The 23,943-nt window shown below is 70.9% G+C and carries 22 protein-coding genes; 16 read left to right on the top strand and 6 right to left on the bottom strand.

The window, feature by feature from the left end:
* Position 1 precedes the first annotated feature (1 nt).
* Positions 2 to 1,420 (top strand): RsmB/NOP family class I SAM-dependent RNA methyltransferase, encoded by a 1,419-nt coding sequence (locus ACFPQ9_RS36870; RefSeq protein ID WP_380863178.1) that lies wholly within the window; start codon positions 2 to 4, stop codon positions 1,418 to 1,420.
* 229 nt (positions 1,421 to 1,649) lie between these two features.
* Here the strand turns inward: ACFPQ9_RS36870 and ACFPQ9_RS36865 are convergent, their stop codons facing one another.
* On the bottom strand, positions 1,650 to 3,776 hold the full coding sequence (locus ACFPQ9_RS36865; RefSeq protein WP_380863176.1) for an MMPL family transporter: 2,127 nt from the start codon (positions 3,774 to 3,776) through the stop codon (positions 1,650 to 1,652).
* A 164-nt stretch (positions 3,777 to 3,940) separates the two neighbouring features.
* Here ACFPQ9_RS36865 and rpe point away from each other — a divergent pair, with 164 nt between their 5' ends.
* From rpe to ACFPQ9_RS36830, 7 genes are all read left to right on the top strand, one after another.
* Positions 3,941 to 4,627: a ribulose-phosphate 3-epimerase gene (rpe, locus tag ACFPQ9_RS36860; RefSeq protein ID WP_380863174.1), complete on the top strand. Its 687-nt coding sequence runs from the start codon at positions 3,941 to 3,943 to the stop codon at positions 4,625 to 4,627.
* 78 nt (positions 4,628 to 4,705) lie between these two features.
* On the top strand, positions 4,706 to 5,749 hold the full coding sequence (locus ACFPQ9_RS36855) for a sugar-binding transcriptional regulator (RefSeq protein ID WP_380863172.1): 1,044 nt from the start codon (positions 4,706 to 4,708) through the stop codon (positions 5,747 to 5,749).
* A 77-nt stretch (positions 5,750 to 5,826) separates the two neighbouring features.
* The gene (locus ACFPQ9_RS36850; protein ID WP_380863170.1) at positions 5,827 to 6,141 is read left to right on the top strand and encodes a barstar family protein; all 315 of its coding nucleotides are present in this window, start codon (positions 5,827 to 5,829) and stop codon (positions 6,139 to 6,141) included.
* Between the two features lie 131 nt (positions 6,142 to 6,272).
* Entirely contained in the window at positions 6,273 to 7,715 is a 1,443-nt protein-coding gene (locus ACFPQ9_RS36845) for a GuaB1 family IMP dehydrogenase-related protein (protein ID WP_380863168.1), read from the top strand.
* Positions 7,716 to 7,811: 96 nt separating this feature from the next.
* Positions 7,812 to 8,432 (top strand): GNAT family N-acetyltransferase, encoded by a 621-nt coding sequence (locus tag ACFPQ9_RS36840; protein ID WP_380863166.1) that lies wholly within the window; start codon positions 7,812 to 7,814, stop codon positions 8,430 to 8,432.
* A 107-nt stretch (positions 8,433 to 8,539) separates the two neighbouring features.
* The gene (locus ACFPQ9_RS36835) at positions 8,540 to 10,012 is read left to right on the top strand and encodes an amino acid permease (RefSeq protein WP_380863164.1); all 1,473 of its coding nucleotides are present in this window, start codon (positions 8,540 to 8,542) and stop codon (positions 10,010 to 10,012) included.
* Positions 10,013 to 10,022: 10 nt separating this feature from the next.
* Positions 10,023 to 10,475 (top strand): Lrp/AsnC family transcriptional regulator, encoded by a 453-nt coding sequence (locus ACFPQ9_RS36830; protein WP_030947984.1) that lies wholly within the window; start codon positions 10,023 to 10,025, stop codon positions 10,473 to 10,475.
* A 22-nt stretch (positions 10,476 to 10,497) separates the two neighbouring features.
* Here ACFPQ9_RS36830 and ACFPQ9_RS36825 read toward each other — a convergent pair whose 3' ends face one another.
* Positions 10,498 to 10,908: a hypothetical protein gene (locus ACFPQ9_RS36825; protein ID WP_380863162.1), complete on the bottom strand. Its 411-nt coding sequence runs from the start codon at positions 10,906 to 10,908 to the stop codon at positions 10,498 to 10,500.
* 77 nt (positions 10,909 to 10,985) lie between these two features.
* Positions 10,986 to 11,726, bottom strand: a complete 741-nt coding sequence (locus tag ACFPQ9_RS36820) for a GntR family transcriptional regulator (RefSeq protein ID WP_380863160.1) — start codon at positions 11,724 to 11,726, stop codon at positions 10,986 to 10,988.
* A 238-nt stretch (positions 11,727 to 11,964) separates the two neighbouring features.
* Here ACFPQ9_RS36820 and ACFPQ9_RS36815 point away from each other — a divergent pair, with 238 nt between their 5' ends.
* The 6 genes from ACFPQ9_RS36815 (at position 11,965) to ACFPQ9_RS36790 (ending at position 18,742) form a co-directional block, all read left to right on the top strand.
* On the top strand, positions 11,965 to 13,137 hold the full coding sequence (locus ACFPQ9_RS36815; RefSeq protein ID WP_380863158.1) for an ABC transporter substrate-binding protein: 1,173 nt from the start codon (positions 11,965 to 11,967) through the stop codon (positions 13,135 to 13,137).
* The gene (locus ACFPQ9_RS36810; protein WP_380863156.1) at positions 13,134 to 14,033 is read left to right on the top strand and encodes an ABC transporter permease; all 900 of its coding nucleotides are present in this window, start codon (positions 13,134 to 13,136) and stop codon (positions 14,031 to 14,033) included. Before ACFPQ9_RS36815 ends, ACFPQ9_RS36810 begins: the two co-directional genes overlap by 4 nt.
* Positions 14,021 to 14,833 carry an ABC transporter permease gene (locus ACFPQ9_RS36805; RefSeq protein WP_380863154.1) on the top strand — a complete coding sequence of 271 codons (813 nt, stop codon included), beginning with the start codon at positions 14,021 to 14,023 and terminating at the stop codon, positions 14,831 to 14,833. The genes ACFPQ9_RS36810 and ACFPQ9_RS36805 overlap by 13 nt, the downstream gene beginning before the upstream one ends.
* 3 nt (positions 14,834 to 14,836) lie before the next feature.
* A complete protein-coding gene (locus ACFPQ9_RS36800) occupies positions 14,837 to 15,916 on the top strand; it encodes an ABC transporter ATP-binding protein (RefSeq protein ID WP_380863152.1) in 1,080 nt (359 codons plus the stop codon).
* Positions 15,917 to 15,976: 60 nt separating this feature from the next.
* Positions 15,977 to 17,425: an HAD-IA family hydrolase gene (locus tag ACFPQ9_RS36795; RefSeq protein WP_380863150.1), complete on the top strand. Its 1,449-nt coding sequence runs from the start codon at positions 15,977 to 15,979 to the stop codon at positions 17,423 to 17,425.
* 120 nt (positions 17,426 to 17,545) lie between these two features.
* The gene (locus ACFPQ9_RS36790; protein ID WP_380863148.1) at positions 17,546 to 18,742 is read left to right on the top strand and encodes an MFS transporter; all 1,197 of its coding nucleotides are present in this window, start codon (positions 17,546 to 17,548) and stop codon (positions 18,740 to 18,742) included.
* On the opposite strand, the gene ACFPQ9_RS36785 is transcribed toward ACFPQ9_RS36790, so the two are convergent.
* Positions 18,711 to 19,253, bottom strand: a complete 543-nt coding sequence (locus tag ACFPQ9_RS36785; RefSeq protein WP_380863146.1) for a Repetin — start codon at positions 19,251 to 19,253, stop codon at positions 18,711 to 18,713. The two genes, ACFPQ9_RS36790 and ACFPQ9_RS36785, sit on opposite strands and share 32 nt — an antisense overlap.
* Positions 19,254 to 19,558: 305 nt before the next feature.
* Between ACFPQ9_RS36785 and ACFPQ9_RS36780 the strand changes: the two genes are divergently transcribed.
* On the top strand, positions 19,559 to 20,347 hold the full coding sequence (locus tag ACFPQ9_RS36780; protein WP_380863144.1) for a carbon-nitrogen hydrolase family protein: 789 nt from the start codon (positions 19,559 to 19,561) through the stop codon (positions 20,345 to 20,347).
* Between the two features lie 47 nt (positions 20,348 to 20,394).
* Positions 20,395 to 22,098, top strand: coding sequence for a flavin monoamine oxidase family protein (locus ACFPQ9_RS36775; protein ID WP_380863142.1), 1,704 nt, complete (start codon positions 20,395 to 20,397; stop codon positions 22,096 to 22,098).
* Positions 22,099 to 22,113: 15 nt separating this feature from the next.
* Here the strand turns inward: ACFPQ9_RS36775 and ACFPQ9_RS36770 are convergent, their stop codons facing one another.
* Together ACFPQ9_RS36770 and ACFPQ9_RS36765 are read right to left on the bottom strand one after the other, a co-directional pair.
* The gene (locus ACFPQ9_RS36770) at positions 22,114 to 23,043 is read right to left on the bottom strand and encodes an LLM class F420-dependent oxidoreductase (RefSeq protein ID WP_380863140.1); all 930 of its coding nucleotides are present in this window, start codon (positions 23,041 to 23,043) and stop codon (positions 22,114 to 22,116) included.
* A 119-nt stretch (positions 23,044 to 23,162) separates the two neighbouring features.
* The gene (locus ACFPQ9_RS36765) at positions 23,163 to 23,849 is read right to left on the bottom strand and encodes a DUF5995 family protein (RefSeq protein WP_380863138.1); all 687 of its coding nucleotides are present in this window, start codon (positions 23,847 to 23,849) and stop codon (positions 23,163 to 23,165) included.
* Between the last annotated feature and the right edge of the window lie 94 nt (positions 23,850 to 23,943).

Genomic DNA, 23,943 nt, shown 5'->3' with positions numbered 1-23,943 from the left:
CGTGAGCGACACCTCCCGTCGGCCCCGCAAACCCGGCAAGCCCTACCGACGGCCCAAGAAGGACCCCGTCCGCGTCCTCGCCTTCGACGCGCTGCGCGCCGTGGACGAGCGGGACGCCTACGCCAACCTCGTGCTGCCGCCGCTGCTGCGGAAGGCGCGGGAGAAGGGCGACTTCGACGGGCGGGACGCCGCGCTCGCCACGGAGCTGGTGTACGGGACGCTGCGGCGGCAGGGGACCTACGACGCGATCATCGCCGAGTGTGTGGACCGGCCGTTGCGTGAGGTCGACCCGCCGGTGCTGGACGTGCTCAGTCTGGGCGCGCATCAGCTTCTGGGGACGCGGATTCCCACGCATGCGGCGGTGTCGGCGTCCGTCGAGCTCGCCCGGGTCGTGCTCGGCGACGGGCGCGCGAAGTTCGTCAACGCCGTGCTGCGGAAGATCGCGCAGGACGACCTCGACGGATGGATCCAGCGGGTCGCGCCGCCGTACGAGGACGATCCCGAGGACCATCTCGCCGTCGTGCACTCGCATCCGCGCTGGGTCGTCTCCGCGCTGTGGGACTCGCTCGGCGGCGGGCGCGCCGGGATCGAGCGGCTGCTGGAGGCCGACAACGAGCGGCCCGAGGTGACGCTGGTCGCGCGGCCGGGACGGGCCACGACCGAGGAACTGCTCGGCGAGGAGGCCGCGGTGGCGGGGCGCTGGTCGCCGTACGCCGTGCGGTTGGCCGAGGGCGGGGAGCCGGGGGCCATCGAGGCCGTGCGCGACGGGCGTGCGGGGGTGCAGGACGAGGGCAGTCAGCTCGTCGCGCTCGCGCTCGCCAACGCACCCCTCGACGGGCCCGACGAGAAGTGGCTCGACGGATGCGCCGGGCCCGGCGGGAAGGCCGCGCTGCTCGCGGCGCTCGCCGCCGAGCGCGGGTCGATGCTGCTGGCGTCCGAGAAGCAGCCGCACCGGGCCGGGCTGGTGGCCAAGGCACTGCACGGCAATCCGGGGCCGTATCAGGTCATCGCCGCCGACGGGACGCGGCCGCCGTGGCGGGCGGGGAGTTTCGACCGGGTTCTGGTGGACGTGCCGTGTACCGGGCTCGGGGCGTTGCGGCGCAGGCCCGAGGCGCGGTGGCGGCGCCGGCCGGAGGACCTGGACGGGTTCGCCCCGCTCCAGCGGGGGTTGCTGCGCAGCGCGATCGACTCCGTGCGGGTGGGGGGTGTCGTCGGGTACGCGACGTGCTCGCCGCATCTTGCCGAGACGCGGGCGGTGGTCGACGACGTGCTGAAGCAGCGGGCCGACGTCGAGCTGATCGATGCGCGGGCGTTGCTGCCGGGGGTGCCGGAGTTGGGGGAGGGGCCCGATGTGCAGTTGTGGCCGCATGTGCATGGGACGGACGCGATGTATTTGGCGTTGATGCGGCGAGTGGGGTGAGGCGGGGTGGGGGTGTGCGAGGGGGATTTTCGCCCCCGCCGCCCCTACCCGTCCCGTCCTGAAGGGGCGCTGCCCCTTCGACCCCGCCGGGGCTGCCGCCCCGGACCCCGCGCTCCGGCCCCGAAAGGGCCTTGTCCTCAAGCGCCGGACGGGCTGGTGGGCGGCGCTCTGCCGTTCCCTCCCCGCTGGGGCTGCCGTCCCAATCTCCGGGCCCGAAAGGGCCTCGTCCTCAGAGGCCGGACGGGCTGGTGGGCGGCGCGGCGCCGTCCTCCCGTGCCAAGCGGTGCGGCCACCAAACCCTCGGTCCCACGTCCAGGAACAGGGACGTCACCAGTACCGAGCGCACGATGAAGGTGTCCAGGAGCACCCCGAGCGCCACTGTGAAGCCGATTTCGGCGAAGGCGACCATGGGGAGGGTGCCCAGGGCCGCGAAGGTGCCGGCCAGGACCAGGCCGGCGGAGGTGATGACGGCGCCGGTGGCGGCCAGGCCGGTGATGACGCCCCGGCGGGTGCCCTGGTGGGCCGCCTCCTCACGGATGCGGGTGGTCAGGAAGATGTTGTAGTCGATGCCCAGTGCCACCAGGAACACGAACACGAACAGCGGGAAGTCGGTCGACTCGCCGGCGTAGTCGAAGAGGTGGCGGAAGGCCAGCGCGCTGATGCCGAGTGCCGCCGTGAAGGACAGGATGACCGTCCCGATCAGCAGCAGCGGGGCGATCAGGGCGCGCAGCAGCGCGGCCAGGATCAGCATCACCACGACCAGGACGAGCGGGATGATCAGGATGTTGTCGTGGGTCGTCGCCTCGTCCATGTCCAGCAGGGCCGCCGTACCCCCGCCCACCTGGGCGTCGGCGTCCGGCACCGCGTGCACGGCGTCCCGCACCCGTTCGACCGTCTGTTTCGCGGCCTCGCTGTCGGACGGGGCGGTCATCGTCGCCTCGAAGAGCACCTTGCCCTCGTGGAACGGTTTCGTGCCCGGGGGCAGGCCGAGGGATTCCGGGACGACGCCCGGGGTGTCGGCGACGACACGGCCCACCTCCCGGGCCTGGGCCTGGTTGCTGACGATGACCAGGGGGTCGCCGCTGCCGGCCGGGAAGTACTCCTCGGAGAGCTCCTGGCCGGTGATCGACTCCGGTTTGTCGGTGAAGGCGTCGGCGTTGCTCAGCCCCTCGGCGCGCAGCTGGATCAGGCCCAGGGAGCAGACCGCGAGGACCACGGCCGTGATGATCCAGGTCATGCGGGGGCGGCGGGCGATGGTGCGGCCCATGCGCGCCCAGACTCCGCGCTCGTGCGGGTTCTCCGCGCCGACGTGCGGGATCACCGGCCAGAAGATCCAGCGGCCGAAGATGACGAGGAGCGCGGGGAACAGGGTCACCATGGCCAGGAGGCCCACCGCCACACCTATCGCGGCCACCGGGCCCAGGCCGCTCGTCGAGTTCATCTCCGCCGCCAGCAGCACCAGCATGCTCAGGACGACGGTCGCGCCGGACGCCAGTACGGCCGGGCCCGCGCGGTGCAGGGCCAGGGCCATCGCCTCGTGACGGTCCTCGTGACGGCGCAGTTCTTCCCGATAGCGGGCGACGAGGAGCAGCGCGTAGTCGGTGCCCGCGCCGAAGACCAGGACCGTCAGGATGCCCGCGCTCTGGCCGTTCACCGTCAGGCCGCCGTGCTCTGCCAGGAGATAGATGAGGGCCTGCGCGGTGAACAGGGCGACGATCACGGCGACCAGGGGGACCAGGAGCAGGGTCGGGCTGCGGTAGGTGATCAGGAGCATGACGATGACGACCGCCATCGCCGAGAGCAGGAGCGTGGAGTCGATGCCCTCGAACGCCTCGGCGAAGTCCGCCGATGTACCGCCCGGGCCCGTGACGTACACGGCGAGGCCGCCGCCGCTCGTGCCGACGATGTCCTTGATGGAGTCGACGGCGGGGGCGATACGGTCCCAGCCCTGCTCGTCCATCGTGATCGGGACCTGCACCTGCGCCGCGCGCGGGTCGACCTCCCGGTCGAAGACGGGCCCGCGGGTCTCGGCGCCCCGGATGCCATGGGCGGTCAGCTGCTTGAGCCGGGCCACGTCCTCGGTGATCGCGGCCCGGTCCTGTGCCGTGAGGCCGCTGTCGCGGGCGTAGATGACGACCGCCGGGATCTGCTCCGGCCTGAAGTCCTCTGAGATCTTCAGGACTTGGGTGGATTCCGCGGACCCGGGCAGCCAGGACGCCGCGTCGTTGTCCTGCGCGTCGCTCAGCTTCTGGGCGAGCGGCGCCGTCACGAACAGCGCCACCAGCCACAGGACGAGCACGACCCACTTGGCGCGCCGTCCGCAGACCAGATGCGCGATGCCCCGCTTCTCCGTCATGACCACCCCCGCGGCAGCGCCCCGCGAGGGGCGCGGGGCCATGTCCGCCCCGGCGGCTCCGCCGCGCGGGCGCGACCAGCCATATACAACCCGCAGCCGAAGTGATTCGCCAGCCCTGGATCCCCCCGGCCCCCCAAGCACACCGCAGCGCATACGCTTGGGGCATGGCCGCGCAGATCAATCCCAGCATCCTGTCCGCCGACTTCGCCCGCCTCGCGGACGAGGCGAAGGCGGTCGAGGGAGCCGACTTCCTCCACGTCGACGTCATGGACAACCATTTCGTCCCGAACCTCACGCTCGGCGTGCCGGTCGTAGAGTCCCTGGCCCGTGCGACGGACACCCCGCTGGACTGCCATCTGATGATCGAGGCCCCCGATCGGTGGGCGCCCCAGTACGTGGAAGCGGGGGCCTCCTCCGTCACCTTCCATGTCGAGGCCGCCGCGGCCCCCGTGCGTCTGGCCCGGGAGATCAGGGCCAAGGGTGCCCGCGCCTCGATGGCGCTGAAGCCCGCGACACCCATCGAGCCCTACGAGGATCTGCTGCCCGAACTCGACATGCTGCTGATCATGACGGTCGAGCCGGGCTTCGGTGGTCAGGCGTTTCTCGACATCATGCTTCCGAAGATTCGCCGCACCCGCGAGTTGATCAGCAAGCACGGCCTCGACCTGTGGCTCCAGGTCGACGGCGGTGTCTCGGCGAGCACCATCGAGCGGTGCGCGGAGGCGGGCGCGGACGTCTTCGTCGCGGGCTCGGCCGTGTACGGGGCGGAGGACCCCGCCGCGGCGGTCCGTGGCCTGCGTGCTCAGGCGGAGGCGGTGACGAAGTCCGCGGCGTGGGCATGCGACCACTGAGCCAAGGGAACGTGAACGGCGCCCATCTGGGCGGATCAAGAGCGCCGGATCTGCAAGGATGAACGGCGAATCCAGAGTGTGAACAGCAGTGAGGAGATCGCCGTGTCGGGTATGTCGGCGGGCCGGTCAGCCATGCGGATGGGACCCGCTGAGCTGGTGCAGGCGGCGGCCATGGCCCGTCGCTTCTACCTCGAGGGCAAATCCAAGATCCAGATCGCCGAGGAGTTCGGCGTCAGCCGCTTCAAGGTGGCCCGGGTCCTGGAGACCGCTCTCGAACGGGATCTGGTGCGCATCGAGATCCGTGTGCCGGCCGAGCTGGACGCCGAGCGCTCCGACGCGCTGCGCGCCCGGTACGGCCTACGGCATGCCGTCGTGGTCGAGTCCCCGGCCGACGCCGAGGAGACACCGGATCCCGAGAACCTGGGAGAAGTGGCCGCCGACCTGCTCGGCGAGCTGGTGAACGAGGGTGATGTGCTGGGCCTGGCCTGGGGCCGGTCCACCATCCACATGGCCGCGGCCCTGGACCGGCTGCCGCCGTGCACGGTCGTGCAGCTGACGGGTGTCTACGACGCCGGGACCGCCGAGCGCGGTTCGGTCGAGGCGGTCCGCCGGGCCGCCCAGGTGTCGGGCGGCGACGCCCACCCCATCTATGCGCCGATGCTGCTGCCGGACGCGGCCACCGCGGCGGCGCTGCGCCACCAGACCGGCATCGCGCGGGCCTTCGAGTACTTCGACAAGGTCACCGTCGCCTGTGTCTCCATCGGTTCCTGGGAGCCGGGCATCTCGACGGTGCACGACATGCTCAGCGACGAGGAGCGGGCCCACTACGCCTCGCTCGGGGTCGCCGCCGAGATGTCCGCGCACCTCTTCGACACCGACGGCCGCAGGGTCGGGCGGGACTTGGGCGAGCGGTGCATCACCGTCAAGGCCGACCAGCTCCGCCGTATCCCGGAGGTCGTGGCCATCGCGGGCGGCGCGCGCAAGGCGGCCGCGATCGACGCGGTGCTGCGGTCCGGGCTCGTCACCAGCCTGGTGACGGACACCTCGGCCGCCGATGTGCTGATGACGGCGGGTCCGACGCCGAAGCCGGCACTCAACAGGGCCGATCCGGACGGCAGCTGACGGAGTCTCAGAAAGGGGTGGCCGGCCGTGGCCACCCCCTTCTTCATCGACGACCACTACGACGGGGCGGTGCAGGGATGACGGAGCTCGTGGTCACGCTCGACCTCGACGGGGTCACGGACAAGGCGGGCCTGATGGACCGCTGCGCCCGCGATCTGCGGCTGCCCGGCTGGTTCGGCCGCAACTGGGACGCGCTGGCCGACTCCCTCTCCGACCGCACGGTGTGGCCGGAAAGCGCCGTCGAGCAGGGAATGCGGATCGTCGTACGGAACTGGCGGCCGTACGCGAAGGCACGGCCCGACGAGTGGGAGACCGCCCAGGAGGTGTTCGCGCAGGCGGTGGACCGCACGTCGGCGCTATCGGTGCTGCTCGCCCTTGGAGGATCCTCCTAAGGGGACTCTGACCTGCTCGTATGAAGCGACCGTGCATCGCAATCCGGTCAGCATGGGACAATGAAGTACGTGCTCTTCCCCCTGGCTGACCTGTCCGGGGGCCACCTCTGATCGACTGGGATGTGCAGCACGTGCGTTTCCTCAATGACCTCCAGCCCCCGTACGACCTGACGTACGACGACGTCTTCATGGTCCCGAGCCGCAGCGCGGTCGGCTCGCGGCAGGCGGTGGACCTCAGCTCCCCGGACGGCACGGGCACCACGATCCCGCTGGTCGTCGCCAACATGACCGCCATCGCCGGCCGCCGTATGGCCGAGACGATGGCCCGGCGCGGCGGCCTGGTCGTCATTCCGCAGGACATCCCGATCGAGGTCGTCACCGAGGTCGTCTCCTGGGTGAAGAGCCGCCACCTCGTCCTGGACACCCCGATCGTGCTGGCCCCTCACCAGACCGTCGCCGACGCGCTCGCCCTGCTGCCCAAGCGGGCCCACAACGCCGGTGTGGTCGTCGACGACAACCACCGGCCGATCGGCGTCGTCACCGACGAGGACCTATCCGGCGTGGACCGCTTCACGCAGCTCGAAGTGGTCATGTCCCGCGACCTGCTGCTCCTCGACGCCGACATCGACCCGCGAGAGGCCTTCAACACGCTCGACGGGCACAACCGGCGCTACGCCCCGGCCGTGGACTCCGAGGGCCGTCTCGCGGGCATCCTGACCCGTAGGGGCGCCCTGCGCGCCACGCTCTACACCCCGGCCGTCGACGCCGACGGCAAGCTGCGCATCGCGGCCGCCGTCGGCATCAACGGCGATGTGGCGGGCAAGGCCAAGCAACTGCTCGACGCGGGCGTCGACACTCTCGTCATCGACACGGCGCACGGCCACCAGGAGTCGATGATCGCCGCGATCCGGACCGTGCGGGCGCTCGACCCGCAGGTGCCGATCGTGGCCGGCAACATCGTTGCCGCGGAGGGTGTGCGGGATCTGATCGAGGCGGGCGCGGACATCATCAAGGTCGGTGTCGGACCCGGTGCGATGTGCACCACCCGCATGATGACCGGCGTCGGCCGGCCGCAGTTCTCCGCGGTCCTTGAGTGCGCGGCCGAGGCGAAGAAGTACGGCAAGCACGTGTGGGCCGACGGTGGCGTCCGGCACCCGCGAGACGTCGCGATGGCGCTCGCCGCCGGTGCCTCCAACGTGATGGTCGGATCCTGGTTCGCGGGCACCTACGAGTCCCCGGGCGACCTCCAGCAGGACTCCAGTGGCCGGCTGTACAAGGAGTCGTTCGGCATGGCGTCCGCGCGGGCCGTGGCCAACCGTACGTCGGACGAGTCCGCCTACGACCGTGCCCGCAAGGCTCTGTTCGAGGAGGGCATCTCCACCTCCCGCATGTTCCTCGACCCGGCCCGCCCCGGTGTGGAGGACCTGATCGACTCGATCATCGCGGGTGTGCGGTCGTCCTGCACCTACGCGGGCGCCGGCTCCCTCGAGGAGTTCGCGGAGAAGGCCGTCGTCGGCATCCAGAGCGCCGCCGGCTACGCCGAGGGCAAGCCGCTGCACGCCAGCTGGAGCTGACGCATCGTCAACATCCCTCGGAACGGCCTCCGTTGTCCCGCCCGCCGCGGGGAAAATCGGGGGCCGTTCCCGCGTCTCGGGGCTACCGTCGGCGTCATGGAGATCTCCGTCTGCGGTCCCGCCGATGTGGCGCTGCTCGACCGGCACATCGCTTCGCCCGGCACCCTGTCGTTCCGTGCGCGCAGGTTCGCGCGTCAGCAGCGCGGTGAAAGCACCTGTCTTCTCGCCTGGTTGGAGGGACGGCCCGTCGGGCACGTGGAGATGCGCTGGCTCGGCTGCGACGCTCCCGCCGTGCGCACCGCGCGGCCCGGCTGCCCCGAGATCAACGGGCTGGGCGTCTGGCCGGAGGAGCTGCGCTCGCGGGGGATCGGTACCGCACTCGTCCGGGCCGCCGAGGGGCTGGCCCGCGAACGCGGCATCGCGACCGTCGGGATGGGCGTGGCGAAGGACAACCCCCGCGCTGCCGCGCTCTATGCGCGACTCGGCTACCAGCCCCTGATCGACTACCTCGACCGCTGGTCGTACGAGGGTCCCGACGGGGCTCTGCGCGACTGCGTCGACGCATGCGCGTTCCTCGTCAAAGACCTGGTCCGACCAGCCCTGCGCAACGGTCGAAAGCCCCGCTGCAACGAACACCCGCCCAGTCGGCAGACACGCAATGATCATGCGGACACACGCAAGGTTGCTGCATTTCACCAGCAACGTCACTCGCCCTAGGCTGTCGCCTCGAACGTGGCGTGGCAGGGACCCCGCTCGGCGGGTCCCTGCTGCAAGGGCGCCGCCGGTCCCTGCCGCCCTGACCGGCAGCGAAAAGGAGCCAGCGCGTGCTCGACCAAGGCGCACCCCCGCAATCCCCAGGCCAGCAAGCCGCCCCCGCGTCCCTCGGCGTCGGCGCGCGCCTGATGCGTCGCAAGCCCGTGGAACACCTGGTCGCGGAGGGTGGCCAGGGCGAGGGAGGGTCCCTGCGACGCTCCCTCGGCCTGTGGCAGCTCACCATGATCAGCATCGGTGCCACCCTGGGCACCGGCATCTTCGTCGTCCTCGGCGACGCCGTCCCGGAGGCCGGTCCCGCGGTCACCCTGGCCTTCGTGATCGCCGGTCTCACGGCACTGTTCTCGGCCCTGTCCTATGCCGAGCTGGCGGGCAGCATCCCGGTCGCGGGCTCCTCCTACTCGTATGCGTACGCAACGATGGGTGAGCTGGTCGCCTGGGTCTGCGGCTGGTGTCTGGTGCTGGAGTACGGCGTCTCGGTGGCCGCCGTCGCCGTCGGCTGGGGCGAGTACCTCAACGAGCTGCTCGACGGGACGATAGGCGTCACCATCCCGTCCGTGCTGTCCTCCGCGCCCGGCGAGGGCGGGATCATCAACCTGCCGGCGCTGATCGTCGTCATGCTGGCGATGGTGTTCCTGCTCGGTGGTGTCCGTGAGTCCGCACGCGCCAACACGATCATGGTCGCCGTCAAGATCGTCGCGCTGGTGCTGTTCTGCGCGGTCGGCTTCATGGGCTTCAAGTCCGGCAACTACGAGGACTTCATGCCGCTCGGCATGGCCGGTGTGAGCGCCGCGGGTGCCACCCTGTTCTTCTCCTACATCGGCTTCGACGCCGCCTCCACCGCCGGTGAGGAGGCCAAGGACCCCAAGAAGGACCTGCCGCGCGCGATCATGCTCTCGCTGATCATCGTGACGGCGCTGTACGTCCTCGTCGCGGGTGTCGCGGTCGGTGCCTGGAACTGGACCAAGTTCGAGGGCTCCGAGGCATCCCTCGCCGCGATCATGAACGACGTCAGCGGCCAGTCCTACTGGGGCACGCTCCTCGCCCTCGGCGCCGTCATCTCCATCGCGAGCGTCGTCCTGACCGTGCTCTACGGCCAGACCCGCATCCTGTTCGCCATGTCCCGTGACGGCCTGGTGCCCAAGGCGCTCGGCAAGGTCCACGCGAAGACCGGCGCGCCGCGCCTCAACACGGTCATCGTCTCCGTGTTCTGCGGCGCCCTCGCCGCCCTCATCCCGCTGGGCAAGCTCGTCGACGCCACCAGCATCGGCACGCTGTTCGCCTTCGCGCTGGTCAACATCGCGGTGATCGTGCTGCGTGTGAAGCGGCCGGAGCTCGAGCGCACGTTCAGGGTGCCGCTGGGGCCCGTGCTGCCGGTGCTGGGCTTCCTGTTCTGCGCGTACAACATGTTCAGCCTCGACACCGTCACCTGGGTGGTCTTCGGGTGCTGGATGGCCGCCGGTCTCGTGTTCTACTTCCTGTACGGCTATCGCCGTTCCCGTCTTGCCACGCCAGAAGTGAAGTGAACCACCCGCAGTGCTGAACGATCTCGACGAACGCATCGTGCACGCCCTCGCCGAGGACGCCCGCCGCTCCTACGCGGACATCGGGCAACTCGTCGGCCTGTCCGCGCCCGCCGTGAAACGGCGCGTGGACCGGCTGCGCGCCACCGGAGCCATCACCGGGTTCACCGTGCGGGTGGATCCGTCGGCCCTTGGCTGGGAGACCGAGGGGTTCGTCGAGATCTACTGCCGGCACAACACCTCGCCGGAGACGATCCGGCGGGGGCTTGAGCGGTACCAGGAGGTCGTGGCCGCGTCGACCGTCACCGGTGAGGCGGATGCGGTGGTGCAGGTCTTCGCCTCTGACATGCGGCATTTCGAGCGGGTGCTCGAGCGGATCGCCGGGGAGCCGTTTGTGGAGCGGACCAAGTCTGTGCTGGTGCTGTCGCCCTTGTTGCGGCGGTTCTCTTCCGGGTCGCCTACGTAGCGCTCCGCGAGAAGGCCGGGTGTCATCCGCAGGCCGGTGGGGGCTTGTCGCGCAGTTCCCCGCGCCCCTTACGGGGCGCGTTTCTGCGGATCTTTCTCAGCATGTACCGCACGACCAACGCGTGGCCGCCCGTGCCTATGACGAGCCGTCGGTAGACGGCACCCGCCGCGCCGGGAAACTTCGCCCGGGTCTCGGCCCGCAGCCGTGTGCGACCCCGGTCCGCCTCGTCCAGGTGGAAGATCAGCGCGTATGTCGAGAACGGGTGGCGGCCGACGTAGGCCAGCTCCTGGCCCGGGATCGACACCGCCACCTTGAATCCGCGTGAGCCGTCCATCAGGGCGGTCAGCTCTTGCCGGACGGCGTCGGCGTTCGCCTCGACGAGCGTCGTGTGTTCGTCGACGAACGGCAGGGCGGGGATCTCGGTGGTGTCCATGGAGGAAGTCTCGCCCGCCTGCCCACGCCGCTGCCTCCTCCGGCAGGCGGAGGACGACAGCCGTTCGGGGGAGGGCCTCAGTTCGCCGTCTTCCTCGCCAGGGCGTTGTTGTCGATCGAGTTGTGCACGCTGAAGCTCACCGCGTCCGAGCGGTAGCGGTCGTCCGACCACTCCACGGGGCGGCCCTCGCGGGTCGTCGTCACGCGCCGCACCCGCAGCAGGGGGCTCGTGCGGCGGATGCCCAGCAACTCGGCGTCCTGGGCCCCGGCTGACACCGCGTCGATGACGTGCTCGCCGTAGGCGAAGACCAACCCCGTGTCCTCGTACAGGCGTTGGGTGACCGACGCGCAGTCGGGCTCTATGGACTCGACGGCGGGGGAGATCCAGTCCGCGTAGACCGTGCGCTCCAGAAGCACCGGTTCGCCGTCCAGGCCGCGCACCCGCAGGACGTGCAACACCGGGGTGCCGGCGGCCAGTTGGAGGCGTACCGCGTCCTCCTTCGTCGCCGGGCGGTACTCCTGGGTGACCACGTGGCCGGTCGCCTCCCGGCCCATCGCGTTCGCCCACTGGGCGAAGCTGCGCAGCTCGGCGAAGCTCTGGCTGCGACGGCTGGCCAGCACCACGCGGCGGGCGCCCTGGCGCGAGCCGATGAGACCCTCGGCGGTCAGGGCCGCGACAGCCTGGCGGACCGTGCCGCGCGAGACGCCGTAGTGGGCCGCGAGGTCGGTCTCGGCGGGCAGCAGTGAGCCGACCGTGTACTCCTCGCGGTCGATCGCCCGGCGCAGCTCGTCGGCGATCTCCTCGTGTCGCGCCGTCATGCTTCCCCTCTGAGTCGGTTGCTGTGCACAGCGTGACCAGCCTAATCGAGCGCGTCCAGTGATCGGTGTCGTGGGGAGTGTGCAGAAATTCAGGGCTGAGGCTTTCGCCAGTGTTAACCGACGTGTCACCATCGGCGGGCCTACTGGGGCCAACTTGTTCAGACAAGTTCTTCGGACAAGTTCGAGACCTTTCCTGGGCAAGAACCTCCCGCACCCTCGCGCGTCCCCTGGAGCAACCGTGTCCTCGTTTCTGTCGAGCACAGCCCTGCCGAGAAACGCCGTCCCGGCCGGCGCCCTCGCCGTCGTCGCCGCGCTCGCCCTGAGCGCCTGTGGCGCCGCACCCGACAACGCGTCCACCACCGCCGACGGCAAGAGCGCCGCCACCGCCACGTCCGCCGCCGACCTCGGCGGCATGGACAAGCTGGTCGAGGCCGCCAAGAAGGAGGGCACGCTGCACGCCATGGCGCTGCCCCGCGACTGGGCCAACTACGGTGCCCTCATCGACGGCTTCCAGAAGAAGTACGGCATCAAGATCGAGGTCGAGAACCCGGACGGCTCCAGCCAGGACGAGATCAACGCCGTGACGTCGAGGAAGGGCCAGGACCGGGCGCCGGACGTGCTCGACCTCGGCAGCTCCTTCGCGCTGAGCGCCGCCCAGCAGGGGCTGCTGGCGCCGTACAAGGTGGCGTCCTTCGGGGACATCCCCGAGGGGCAGAAGGACGCGCAGGGGCGCTGGTTCAACGACTACGGCGGCTACATCTCCATCGGCTGCGACGCAAAGCGCGTCAAGGAGTGCCCGAAGACCTTCGCCGATCTGCTGAAGCCGCAGTACAAGGGCCAGGTCGCGCTGAACGGCAACCCCACCAAGTCCGGCTCCGCCTTCGGCGGCGTGTACGCGGCGGCGCTCGCGAACGGCGGCTCGTTCGACGACATCCAGCCCGGCCTGGACTTCTTCGCCAAGCTGAAGAAGAACGGCAACTACACGCCCGTCGAGTCGACGCCGGCCACCGTCGAGAAGGGCGAGACGCCCATCAGCATCGACTGGGACTACCTCAACGCCGGCTACGCCGAGGAGTTCAAGTCCAAGGGCGTCGACTGGCAGGTGTCGGTGCCGAGCGACGGCAAGTTCTCGCAGTACTACTCCCAGGCCATCAACAAGGACGCCCCGCATCCCGCCGCCGCGCGGCTGTGGCAGGAGTACCTCTACAGCGCCGAGGGCCAGAACCTGTGGCTCAAGGGCTTCGCACGGCCGGCCCTGATGACCGCCATGGAGAAGGCGGGGACGCTCGACAAGACCGCTGCGGCCAAGCTGCCCGAGGTCTCCGGGACGCCCGCCTTCCCGAGCGAGGAGCAGCAGAACAAGGCCAAGACGGTTCTCGGCCAGGGCTGGGCGAAGGCCGTCTCCGGATGACGGCCACCCTCACCCGGGTCGACACGGCGACCGCCGCCGCGCACAAGCGGCGGCGCCGTGCCGTCGGCGGCGGGCTCGCCGTCCTCCCGCTCCTCGTCTTCACCGGACTCGCCTTCGGGCTGCCCGCCCTGGCCATGCTGGACGGCGCCTTCACCGTCAAGGACCCGGCCACCGGCGCGACTTCGTACACCGCCGACAACCTGACGAACTCGCTCCAGGGCGCCTACCTCACGGCCCTCCTCGGCAGCGTCAAGCTGTCCGCGGTCTCCGCCGCGCTCGGTACCCTCCTCGGGCTGCCGCTCGCCCAGGCCGTGGTGACCTCCCGCTTCCGCGCGCTGCGCGAGGCCGTGCTCACCGCGTCCGGGGTGCTCGCCAACTTCGGCGGCGTCCCGCTGGCCTTCGCCTTCGTCGCCACGCTCGGCAACGCCGGTGTGCTGACCCGGCATCTGGGCCTGAGCGACAAGGGCTGGGACCTGTACAGCTTCTGGGGCCTGGTCCTCGTCTACCTGTACTTCCTGATCCCGCTGATGGTCCTCACCATCACCCCCGCCCTGGAGGGCCTGCGCTCCCAGTGGCGCGAGGCGGCGCAGAACAACGGCGCGACGACCGTGCAGTACTGGCGGCACGTGGCCCTGCCCGTCCTGCTGCCCACGCTCCTCGGCGGCTTCGTCCTGCTCTTCGGCAGCGCCTTCGCCGCGTACGCCACGGCCGCCGCCATGGTGGGCAGCTCGATCCCGCTGGTCACCCTCCAGATCGCCGACGCGCTCTCCGGGAACGTCCTGGTCGGGCAGGAGAACGTGGCGCTCGCCCTCAGCCTCGACATGGTCCTGGTCGCCGGCCTGGTGATGGCCGTGTATCTGCCCCTGCAACGACGGAGCGCCCGATGGCTCGCCTGAACCTGTGGCGGTGGGGCGTGCTCGGCCTCGCCGGCCTGTACTTCCTGGTGCCGCTGGCCGCGTCGGTCGTCTTCACGGTCGACGTGCCCGGGCAGGGCCTCACCTTCGACGCCTACGGACAGATCTTCTCCACCGAGGGATTCGTCTCCAGTCTGCTGCTCTCGCTGGAGCTGGCCCTCGCCACCATCGTCGTCGTCCTGCTGCTGATGGTGCCCGCCATGGTCGCCCTGCGGCTCGGCGCGCCCCGGCTGCGGCCGGTCGTCGAGGTGGTGTGCTCGCTGCCGTTGGTCGTGCCGCCGATCGCGTTCGTCGCCGGCATCGGGACGGTGCTGAAGTGGGGGCCCGAGCACCTCTCGCGCACACCGCTGTTCCAGACGTTCGTGGCGATCCAGAACCCGGACTTCCCCGTGGTGCTGGTCCTGGCCTACGTCGTGATGGCGCTGCCGTTCGTGTACCGGGCCCTGGACGCCGGGCTGCGCGCCATCGACGTACGCACCCTCGTGGAGGCAGCCCGCAGCTGCGGCGCCGGCTGGCCGCAGGCGCTGCTGCGGGCCGTCCTGCCCAATCTGCGCGGCGCCCTGCTCAACGCCTCCTTCCTCACCCTCGCCCTGGTGCTCGGTGAGTTCACGGTCGCGCAGCTGCTGGGCTTCCAGCCCTTCGCCGTGTGGATCGTGAACGTCAGCGGCTCGCAGGCCCAGCTCTCGGTCGCCGTGTCCGTGCTGAGCCTGCTCGTGACCTGGATGCTGCTCCTCGTGATGGCCGGCTTCGGCGGCCGTACCCGTACTACCTCCCGGGGTTGAACCATGACCGTGCTCGAAAAGACAGCCGAAGCGACCGCGACGCAGGCCGCCACCGTCGAATTCCGCGGCCTGCGCCGGGAGTTCGGGTCGACCGTCGCCCTCGACGGACTCGACCTGACCGTCCAGCCCGGTGAACTCCTCGCCCTGCTCGGCCCGTCCGGCTGCGGCAAGACCACCGCCCTGCGGATGCTCGCCGGGTTCGAGCATCCCGACTCCGGACAGGTGCTGGTCGACGGCGAGGACGTCACCGCCATCCCCGCGCACCGCAGGGACGCCGGGATGGTCTTCCAGTCGTACAGCCTCTTCCCGCATCTCAGCGCCCTCGACAACGTGGCCTTCGGGCTGCGCATGCGCAAGGTGCGCACCGCCGAACGGCGCGCCCGCGCCGCCGAGTTGCTGGAGCTGGTCGGTCTCGCCGACAAGGGCGAGCGCTATCCGCACGAGCTCTCCGGCGGCCAGCAGCAGCGCATCGCCCTGGCCCGGGCGCTCGCCCTGCGCCCGCGCGTCCTGCTCCTCGACGAGCCGCTCTCCGCGCTGGACGCCAAGGTGCGCCTGACGCTGCGCGAGGAGATCCGGCGGCTCCAGCGGGAGCTCGGCATCACCACCCTGTTCGTCACCCACGACCAGGAGGAGGCCCTGTCCATGGCCGACCGGGTCGCGGTCATGCGCTCCGGACGGCTCGAACAGTGCGCCGCCCCCGCCGAGTTGTACGGCCGTCCCGCCACCGCCTTCGTCGCCGAGTTCGTCGGCACGATGAGCCGGATCCCGGGCACCCTCGTCGACGGTGGTGTCGAGGTGCTCGGCCGGCGGCTGCCCTTCGACGGCGACGCGCCCTCGGTGTCCGAGGTGGATGTGCTGGTGCGGCCGGAGGCCGTGAGGGTGAGTGCCGATGACGCCTCCGACGCGCATGTCGTCGCCACGTCGTTCCTCGGCGCCACCACCCGGCTGACCGTACGGCTCACCGACGGCACCGAGGTCAAGGCCGACCTGCCCGCTCACGAGGGCGCCGCACTCGGGGCCGGCGCCGCGGTGAGCGTGTCACTCCCGGAGCGGCCCGTGCTGGTGGCCGAACGTAGCCGCTGAACCAGCCCCGTACGACCCGCTGATCCCCCCACGCAAGAACCACGCAAGAAAGAGACAACCGTGACTCGACTCCCGCTCCAGGCCGTCCTGTTCGACATGGACGGCACGCTCGTCGACACCGAGCGACTGTGGTGGGAGGCGGTGGAGCAGGTCGCGGGCCGGGCGCTGAACGAGGCGGACGAGGCGGAGGTGCTCGGCCGGCCCGTCGAGCACACCGCCGACTGGCTGGCCGCGGCCACCGGCGGGCCGGCCGCCGACCTCGCCGACGCGCTCCACCGCGAGTTCGCCGACCGGGTCCGCGCCGGCATCGTCCCCCGCCCCGGTGCCCTCGACCTGCTCGACGCCCTCGCCCGCGACGGCGTCCCCACGGCCCTGGTCACCGCCTCGCCCCGGGCCGTCGCCGACACCGTCCTCGAAGCGCTCGGCGCGAGCCGGTTCGCGGTCTCCGTCACCGCCGACGACACCGACCGCACCAAGCCCGCCCCCGACCCCTACCTCGCCGCCTGCCGCGCCCTCGGCGTCGACCCGGAGGCCTGCGTCGCCGTCGAGGACACCCGCACCGGCGTCAGCTCGGCGGAGGCGGCCGGCTGCACGGTGCTCGCGGTGCCCTCGCTCGCCCCGATCGAGCCGGCACCCGGACGGACCGTGCTGGACAGCCTGGAGGGCGTCACCCCAGAGCTGCTGCGCACCCTGCTGCCGTACCGCCTCCGCGTCATGAGCTGGAACCTCTGGCACGGCGGCACCAAGGTCCACGACCACCTCGCCAAGCAGCTCAAGGTCATCGCCGAGACCGGCGTCGACGTCGTCGGCCTCCAGGAGACGAACGGCACCGCGGCCGAGGACCTCGCCGACGCCCTCGGCTGGTACCACCACCGGGCCGGCGAGAACCTCGGCGTCATCAGCCGGTATCCGATCACGGACGTCCTCGGAGATCCCGACGTCGGCTTCTACGGGGCGGCCGGCGCCCGGATCCGGGTCGGGGAACGGGTGGTCGACATCTGGACGGCCCACCTCGACTACACGCCCTACGGTCCCTATGAGTCCGCCTTCGACGGGCTCCCGGCCGCCGAGCTGATCGCCCACGAGCAGGTACGGCTCGACCAGATGCGGGACACCCTGGGGCGATTCCGGGCGACGGCCGTCCCCGTCGTCCTCGTCGGCGACTTCAACAGCCCCTCCCACCTGGACCGGCCGGACGTCGCCTGGCCGGTCACCAAGGCGGCGGAGGAAGCGGGGCTGCGCGACTCCTACCGTGAGGCCCACCCGGACCCGACCACCCACCCGGGCCACACCTGGTCGCCGATCCACGCCCTGCACGAGGACGGCAGCGGACGTCCCGAACCACAGGACCGGATCGACTACGTGCTGCACAGGGGGCTGCGCGTAGTCGACTCCGAGACCTATGTGAGGGGCGAACCGCGGCCCTGGCCGGACGTCGAGCACAACGACTGGCCCTCCGACCACGCCGCCGTGATCACCACATTCTCGCTGCGAGAACCGCGCGAATGAGCCGGATGCGCCTACCATCGGTGCCATGACCTGGCGACATTGATCCACCAGCCGTGCCTCCCGAGGGCCGCCTCGGACGCCGTTCCGACGACGTCCGAACCGCCCTTCCGGGAAGGCCCCATGACACTCACCCCCGCACGCGTGCCCGCCACCGGCGTCCGACGCCTGACGACCACGCTGTACGGCTATGCGTTCCTCGACGACTTCGTCCTGCTCTACCCGGTGTACGCGCTGCTGTTCGCCGACACCGGCATGTCGCTCTGGCAGATCTCCTCCCTGTTCGCCCTGTGGTCGATCACCGGTGTGCTCCTTGAGGTGCCCTCCGGTGCCTGGGCCGACGCCGTGTCGCGGCGCCGGCTGCTGTGGATCGGCCCGCTGCTCACCGCCGCCGGCTTCGCGCTGTGGGTGACCGTCCCGTCGTACTGGGCCTTCGCGGCCGGCTTCGTCCTGTGGGGCGCGGGCGGAGCGCTCGGCTCCGGCGCCCTGGAGGCGCTGGTCTACGACGAGCTGGACCGGCTGGGCGCGGCCGGCCGGTACGCCGGCGTCATGGGCCGGGCCCGGGCCGCGCGGCTGCTGGGCACCGTCTCCTCCATCGGCCTCGCGGCACCCGTCTTCGCCCGCGGCGGTTATGCGGCGGTCGGTGCCGCGAGCTTCGCGGCCTGTGTGCTGACCGCCGCCGTCGCGACCCGGTTCCCCGAGCACCGGGTGCGGCCGGAGACCGGCGACGACAGCTGGGCGACGACCCTGCGGAGCGGACTCGCCCAGGTCCGCGGGGACCGTTCGGTGCGCGGCGCCCTGCTGCTGGTCCCGGCCGTGGCCGCGGTGTGGGGTGCGCTCGACGAGTACACCCCGCTGCTGGTCCGGGACATCGGCGTCGCCGAGGCGACCGTGCCCTGTCTGATCATGCTGATCTGGGCCGGCGTCACCCTCGGCAGCCTCCTGGCCGGACCGGCCGAACGCCTCGGGACGAGGGGACTCGCCGCACTACTCGCGGGCAGCGCCGTCGCCCTGGCCGTCGGCGCCGCCGCCCGCTCCCTGCCCGGGATCGCTCTGGTCAGCCTCGCCTTCGCCGGGTTCCAGCTCGCCGAGGTGCTCGCCGACGTCCGGCTCCAGCACCGTATCGACGAGTCCCGTCGGGCCACCCTCACCTCGGTGGCGAGCCTGGGCACCGAGCTCGCCACGGTCGCCACCTTCGGCGTGTACGCCCTGCTGGGCACCGACAAGGCGCACAGCACCGTCTTCGCGATGCTGGCCATCCCCTACCTGGTGACGGCGTTGGCGCTGGCTAGAACTCGGGCCGCCACGGCACGACCGTGAAGTCGCCCGTCCCCTTCCTGACCTTCTCGAAGGGGGCGGAGCCCACGCACTTGGGCAGCCCCTTCGTCTCGACGGGGCTGCCCGTGGCGGCCCAGCTGTAGCCGAGCCGGTCGTGCCGGCCGATGTCATGGACCGTGATGCCGACCCGCTTGCCCTCGGCGCCCGGCAGATCGGAGTCGGTGATCACGCCGGAGACGACGGCCACCTTGCCGCCGGTGACGAGACAGTCGACCTTCGCCTTCGCCCGGGCGCCCTCGCCGTTCAGGTAGTGGCTGAATTCGAAGGTACCGGTGGCCTTCGTCGGGTCGGCGGTGTCCTTCGCCGCCAGATGGGCGTCGAACGAGAACGTGATGTCGTCCCCGGCCGAGCGGTACAGCTTGGCGGTGCCGGTGACCGCGGCGGCCTCGCGGTGCTGCGGCCCGTTTGTTGCGGTGGCGGCGGGACCGACCGTTCCGGCGGTGAGCAGCAGCAGCGCACAGCAGAGCACGACGGTCTTGGTACGGCGGTTCATGGCGGTCCTTTCCACAGGTCAACCGGACGGTCACCACTGTCGCGGCGGCGCGCCCCGGCCACATCGCACCGAGGACGGGACCCCGCCTCCCCCGTACTGCGGGGACACCCGTACGCCCCTCCGCTCCGAAGAGGAGGGAACCTCCGTCGGAGGGGGCGCAACGAATCGCCGCCAGGCCCGTGGTCGACGCAACAAACCGCTCACCGGCGCGCAACGGCTCCTCCTTGTCCCCCCTGGTCAGCCGCCCGTACCTTCTATATGGCCCCCACAACCACCCCGTCCGCCCGCCCCGGTGAGGAACACGCATGCGCACCGCCCTGCTCCAGAGCTCCGGCCGCCCCGGCTCGACCGTCGAGAACCTCAAGGTCCTCGACGACGCCGCGGGCCGTGCCGCCGCCGCGGGCGCCGGACTGCTGGTCGCGCCGGAGATGTTCCTCACCGGGTACGCGATCGGCGACGACATCGCCCGCCTCGCGGAGCCGGCCGACGGCGAGTGCGCGGACACGATCGCCGAGATCGCCACCGAGCACGGCCTCGCGATCGTCTACGGCTACCCGGAGCGCGACGGCGACGTCGTCCACAACTCCGCCCAGCTGATCTCCGCCGACGGCACCCGTCTCGCCAACTACCGCAAGACCCACCTCTTCGGCTGCTTCGAGCGTGACCACTTCACGCCGGGCGAGCAGCAGATCGTCCAGGCCGAGGTCGACGGCGTCCGAGTCGGCATCCTGATCTGCTACGACGTCGAGTTCCCGGAGAACGTCCGGGCCCATGCCCTCGCCGGCACCGACCTGCTGCTCGTCCCGACGGCGCAGATGCACCCGTTCCAGTTCGTCGCCGAGTCGATGATCCCGGTGCGGGCCTTCGAGAACCAGATGTACGTCGCCTACGTCAACCGCGTGGGCCAGGAAGGGGAGTTCGAGTTCGTCGGCCTCTCCACGCTGGCGGGCCCCGACGGAGTCGCCCGCACCCGGGCCGGCCACGCCGAGGAACTCGTCCTCGCCGATGTCGATCCCGCCTTCGTCGCCGCCTCCCGCGAGGCGAACCCGTATCTGCAGGACCGCCGCCCCGGCCTGTACGGGTCGCTCGTCTGAATCCCCCGCTTCCCCCGCCTGACGCAGTCGCAAGGAGTCCGTACCCCATGACGTCCATGGTGCCCAACGCCGTCGAGCACACCGACGAGCAGCAGCAGCCGCCGATCACCATGTTCGGCCCGGACTTCCCCTACGCCTACGACGACTTCCTCGCCCACCCGGCGGGCCTCGGCCAGATACCGGCGACCGAGCACGGCACCGAGATCGCGGTCATCGGCGGCGGTCTGTCCGGTCTCATCGCCGCGTACGAGCTGATGAAGATGGGCCTGAAGCCGGTCGTGTACGAAGCCGATCAGATCGGCGGCCGGCTGCGCACCGTCGGCTTCGACGGCCCGAGCACCGAGGGCCTGACGGCCGAGATGGGCGCGATGCGCTTCCCACCGTCCTCCACTGCGCTCCAGCACTACATCGACCTGGTGGGCCTGAAGACCAGCCCGTTCCCCAACCCCCTCGCCGAGGCGACGCCCTCGACCGTCGTCGACCTCAAGGGCGAGTCGCACTACGCCGAGACGATCGACGACCTGCCGCAGGTCTACCGCGACGTCGCCGAGGCCTGGAACAAGTGCCTCGAAGAGGGCGCCGACTTCTCCGACATGAACCGCGCCATGCGCGAGCGGGACGTGCCGCGCATCCGTGAGATCTGGGCGAAGCTCGTCGAGAAGCTCGACAACCAGACCTTCTACGGCTTCCTCTGCGACTCCGAGGCCTTCAAGTCCTTCCGGCACCGCGAGATCTTCGGCCAGGTCGGCTTCGGCACCGGCGGCTGGGACACCGACTTCCCGAACTCCATCCTGGAGATCCTGCGCGTCGTCTACACCGAGGCCGACGACCACCACCGCGGCATCGTCGGCGGCTCCCAGCAGCTGCCGGTGCGCCTGTGGGAGCGCGAGCCCGAGAAGATCGTCCACTGGAGCTACGGCACCTCGCTGGCGTCGCTGCACGAGAACGGCGCGCCCCGGCCGGCGGTGACCCGGCTGCACCGCGCCGCCGGCAACCGGATCACCGTGACCGACGCCAACGGCGACATCCGCACCTACCCGGCGGCGATCTTCACCGCCCAGTCCTGGATGCTGCTCTCCAAGATCGCCTGTGACGACTCGCTCTTCCCGATCGACCACTGGACGGCGATCGAGCGCACCCACTACATGGAGTCCTCGAAGCTCTTCGTGCCCGTGGACCGGCCGTTCTGGCTGGACAAGGACGAGGAGACCGGCCGGGACGTCATGTCGATGACGCTGACCGACCGGATGACCCGCGGGACGTACCTCCTCGACGACGGCCCGGACAAGCCCGCCGTCATCTGCCTCTCCTACACCTGGTGCGACGACAGCCTGAAGTGGCTGCCGCTGTCCGCGAACGAGCGGATGGAGGTCATGCTGAAGTCGCTCGGCGAGATCTACCCGAAGGTCGACATCAGGAAGCACATCATCGGCAACCCGGTGACCGTCTCCTGGGAGAACGAGCCCTACTTCATGGGCGCGTTCAAGGCCAACCTGCCCGGCCACTACCGCTACCAGCGGCGCCTGTTCACGCACTTCATGCAGGACCGGCTGCCCGAGGACAAGCGGGGCATCTTCCTCGCCGGCGACGACATCTCCTGGACGGCCGGCTGGGCCGAGGGCGCCGTCCAGACCGCGCTGAACGCGGTCTGGGGCGTCATGCACCACCTCGGCGGGTCGACGGACGCGGTCAACCCGGGTCCGGGCGACGTGTACGACGAGATCGCGCCGGTCGAGCTGCCCGAGGACTGACCCCGGGCGGGGCCGTCACAGTCCGGCGGCCCGCACCGCCTCGTACACCTCGGCGGCGACGTCCTTCAGTTCCTGGGCGTCGCGCGCGAGACCCTGGAGCTCGAAGAAGAACTCGTCGAGCCCGTCCGCGGCGTGCGCGGCCAGGTCCTCCACGATCTGGTCGACGCTGCCCTGGAAGGCGGCGCGGTCGGCGCCGTCGTACGCCTTGGGGCTGTACTGGACGTTGACCCGGACCACGGCCTGGATCGGCTCGGTGCGTCCGCGTTCGGCCGCGAGGTCCTGCAACTGGCGCCACTGCGAAGTGAGTTGCTCGGCGCCCATGGCGATCGGCATCCAGCCGTCGAGGCGGTCGACGAGCCGGGTCATCGCCTTCCTGCTGTTGCTGGGCACCAGGATCGGGATCGGCCGGGCGGGCTTGGGCGAGACCACGGCCGAGGCGACCTTGGAGTGCGGGCCCTCGTAGGACACGGGGTCGGGGCCCCACACGGCCCGGCACACGTCGATGATCTCGTCGAGGACCTTGCCGCGCTCCTCGAACGGCGCCACGCCCGCCGCCGCGTACTCGTCGAGCGACCAGCCGGTGCCGAAGCCCGCCACGACCCGGCCGCCGCTCGCCGCGTCCAGCGTGGCGAGCGCCTTGGCGAGCTGGAACGGGTTGTGCAGCGGTGCCACCAGGACGCTGGTGCCGAGCCGGGCCCGCTCGGTCGCCGTCACCGCCAGCGTCAGCGTCACCAAGGGGTCGGGCACGCCCCGGTACATGTCGGGCCACGCCAGCCCCTCGATGCCGTACAGGCCCTGGGTCTGCGGCTCGGGGAACAGGGCCCGCTCGTAGACCCACAGGCTCTCGTAGCCGATGCGTTCGGCGGCGCGCGCGACGTCCGGTACGTCGCGGCCGATGTCGTACTGCTGTGCTTGAGGGAGGCTGAGCCCCAGCCGAAGGGTCATCCGTACGCTCCTTTGCGTCGGTCCGTCACAGATGACGTCCCATGCGTCACTGACGGTTCAATCCTCAACTTAACTCGGGTACCCGCGTGGGTCAGATGTACCGCGCGGTGTGGCCGAGATCAGTCCGCCAGCGGCGTGAGCATCATGCGTCCCGCGAGCCCCACGGCCGCGTCGAGCCGCTCCGTGAACTCCTCGGCGACGTCGGGGAACCTGCGCAGCGCCCACAGCGCCCGGGCCGACGACCAGGTGGCGTCCCGCGCGCGCTCCAGGCTCCAGGAGCCGAGCAGATGGGTGAGCGGGTCGGCGATCTGGAGCAGATCGGGACCCGGCATCAGATCTTCGCGGATGCGCTCCTCCAGCGAGACGAGGAGATCACCCACGCGCTCGAACTCGTCCTCCAGATCGACGGGTTCGCAGCCGAGGCTACGACAGGTGTCCACCACGGCGAGCGCCAGATCGTGGCCGATGTGCGCGTTGATGCCCGCGAGCGCGAACTGCAACGGTCGTACACCCGGATGGCGCCGCATCTGGAACAGGGGCCGCCAGCACGCGGGCGCACGCCGCTCGTCCTCGGCCGACTCCACGGCCGCCAGATACCGCTCCGCGAACCGCGCGTCCAGCGTGATCGCCGCCCGCGCGTCCGGGAACCGGCCGCCGTCGATGTGCCGGTCGACCTCCTCCGTGACGGTGAGGTAGACGCGGTTGAAGACGGCGACACCGTCGCGTTCGGGGAGCATCGCTTCAAGGGAGCGCATACGGGAGATGACCGCGTCCACGGCTGTGGTGAATTGTTCGCATTGCGCCATGGGGGCAATGTCCCAGCTTTAGGGTGGCCGCAGTGTCGGCGGGCCCGGCGCTTCCCCAGAACGGGGGACGCGCTCGCTGTGGGGGAGGGGGAGC

It is taken from the genome of Streptomyces coerulescens, from assembly GCF_042657965.1.
Lineage (GTDB): Bacteria > Actinomycetota > Actinomycetes > Streptomycetales > Streptomycetaceae > Streptomyces > Streptomyces coerulescens.
This window is presented reverse-complemented; position numbering and strand designations above follow the sequence as displayed.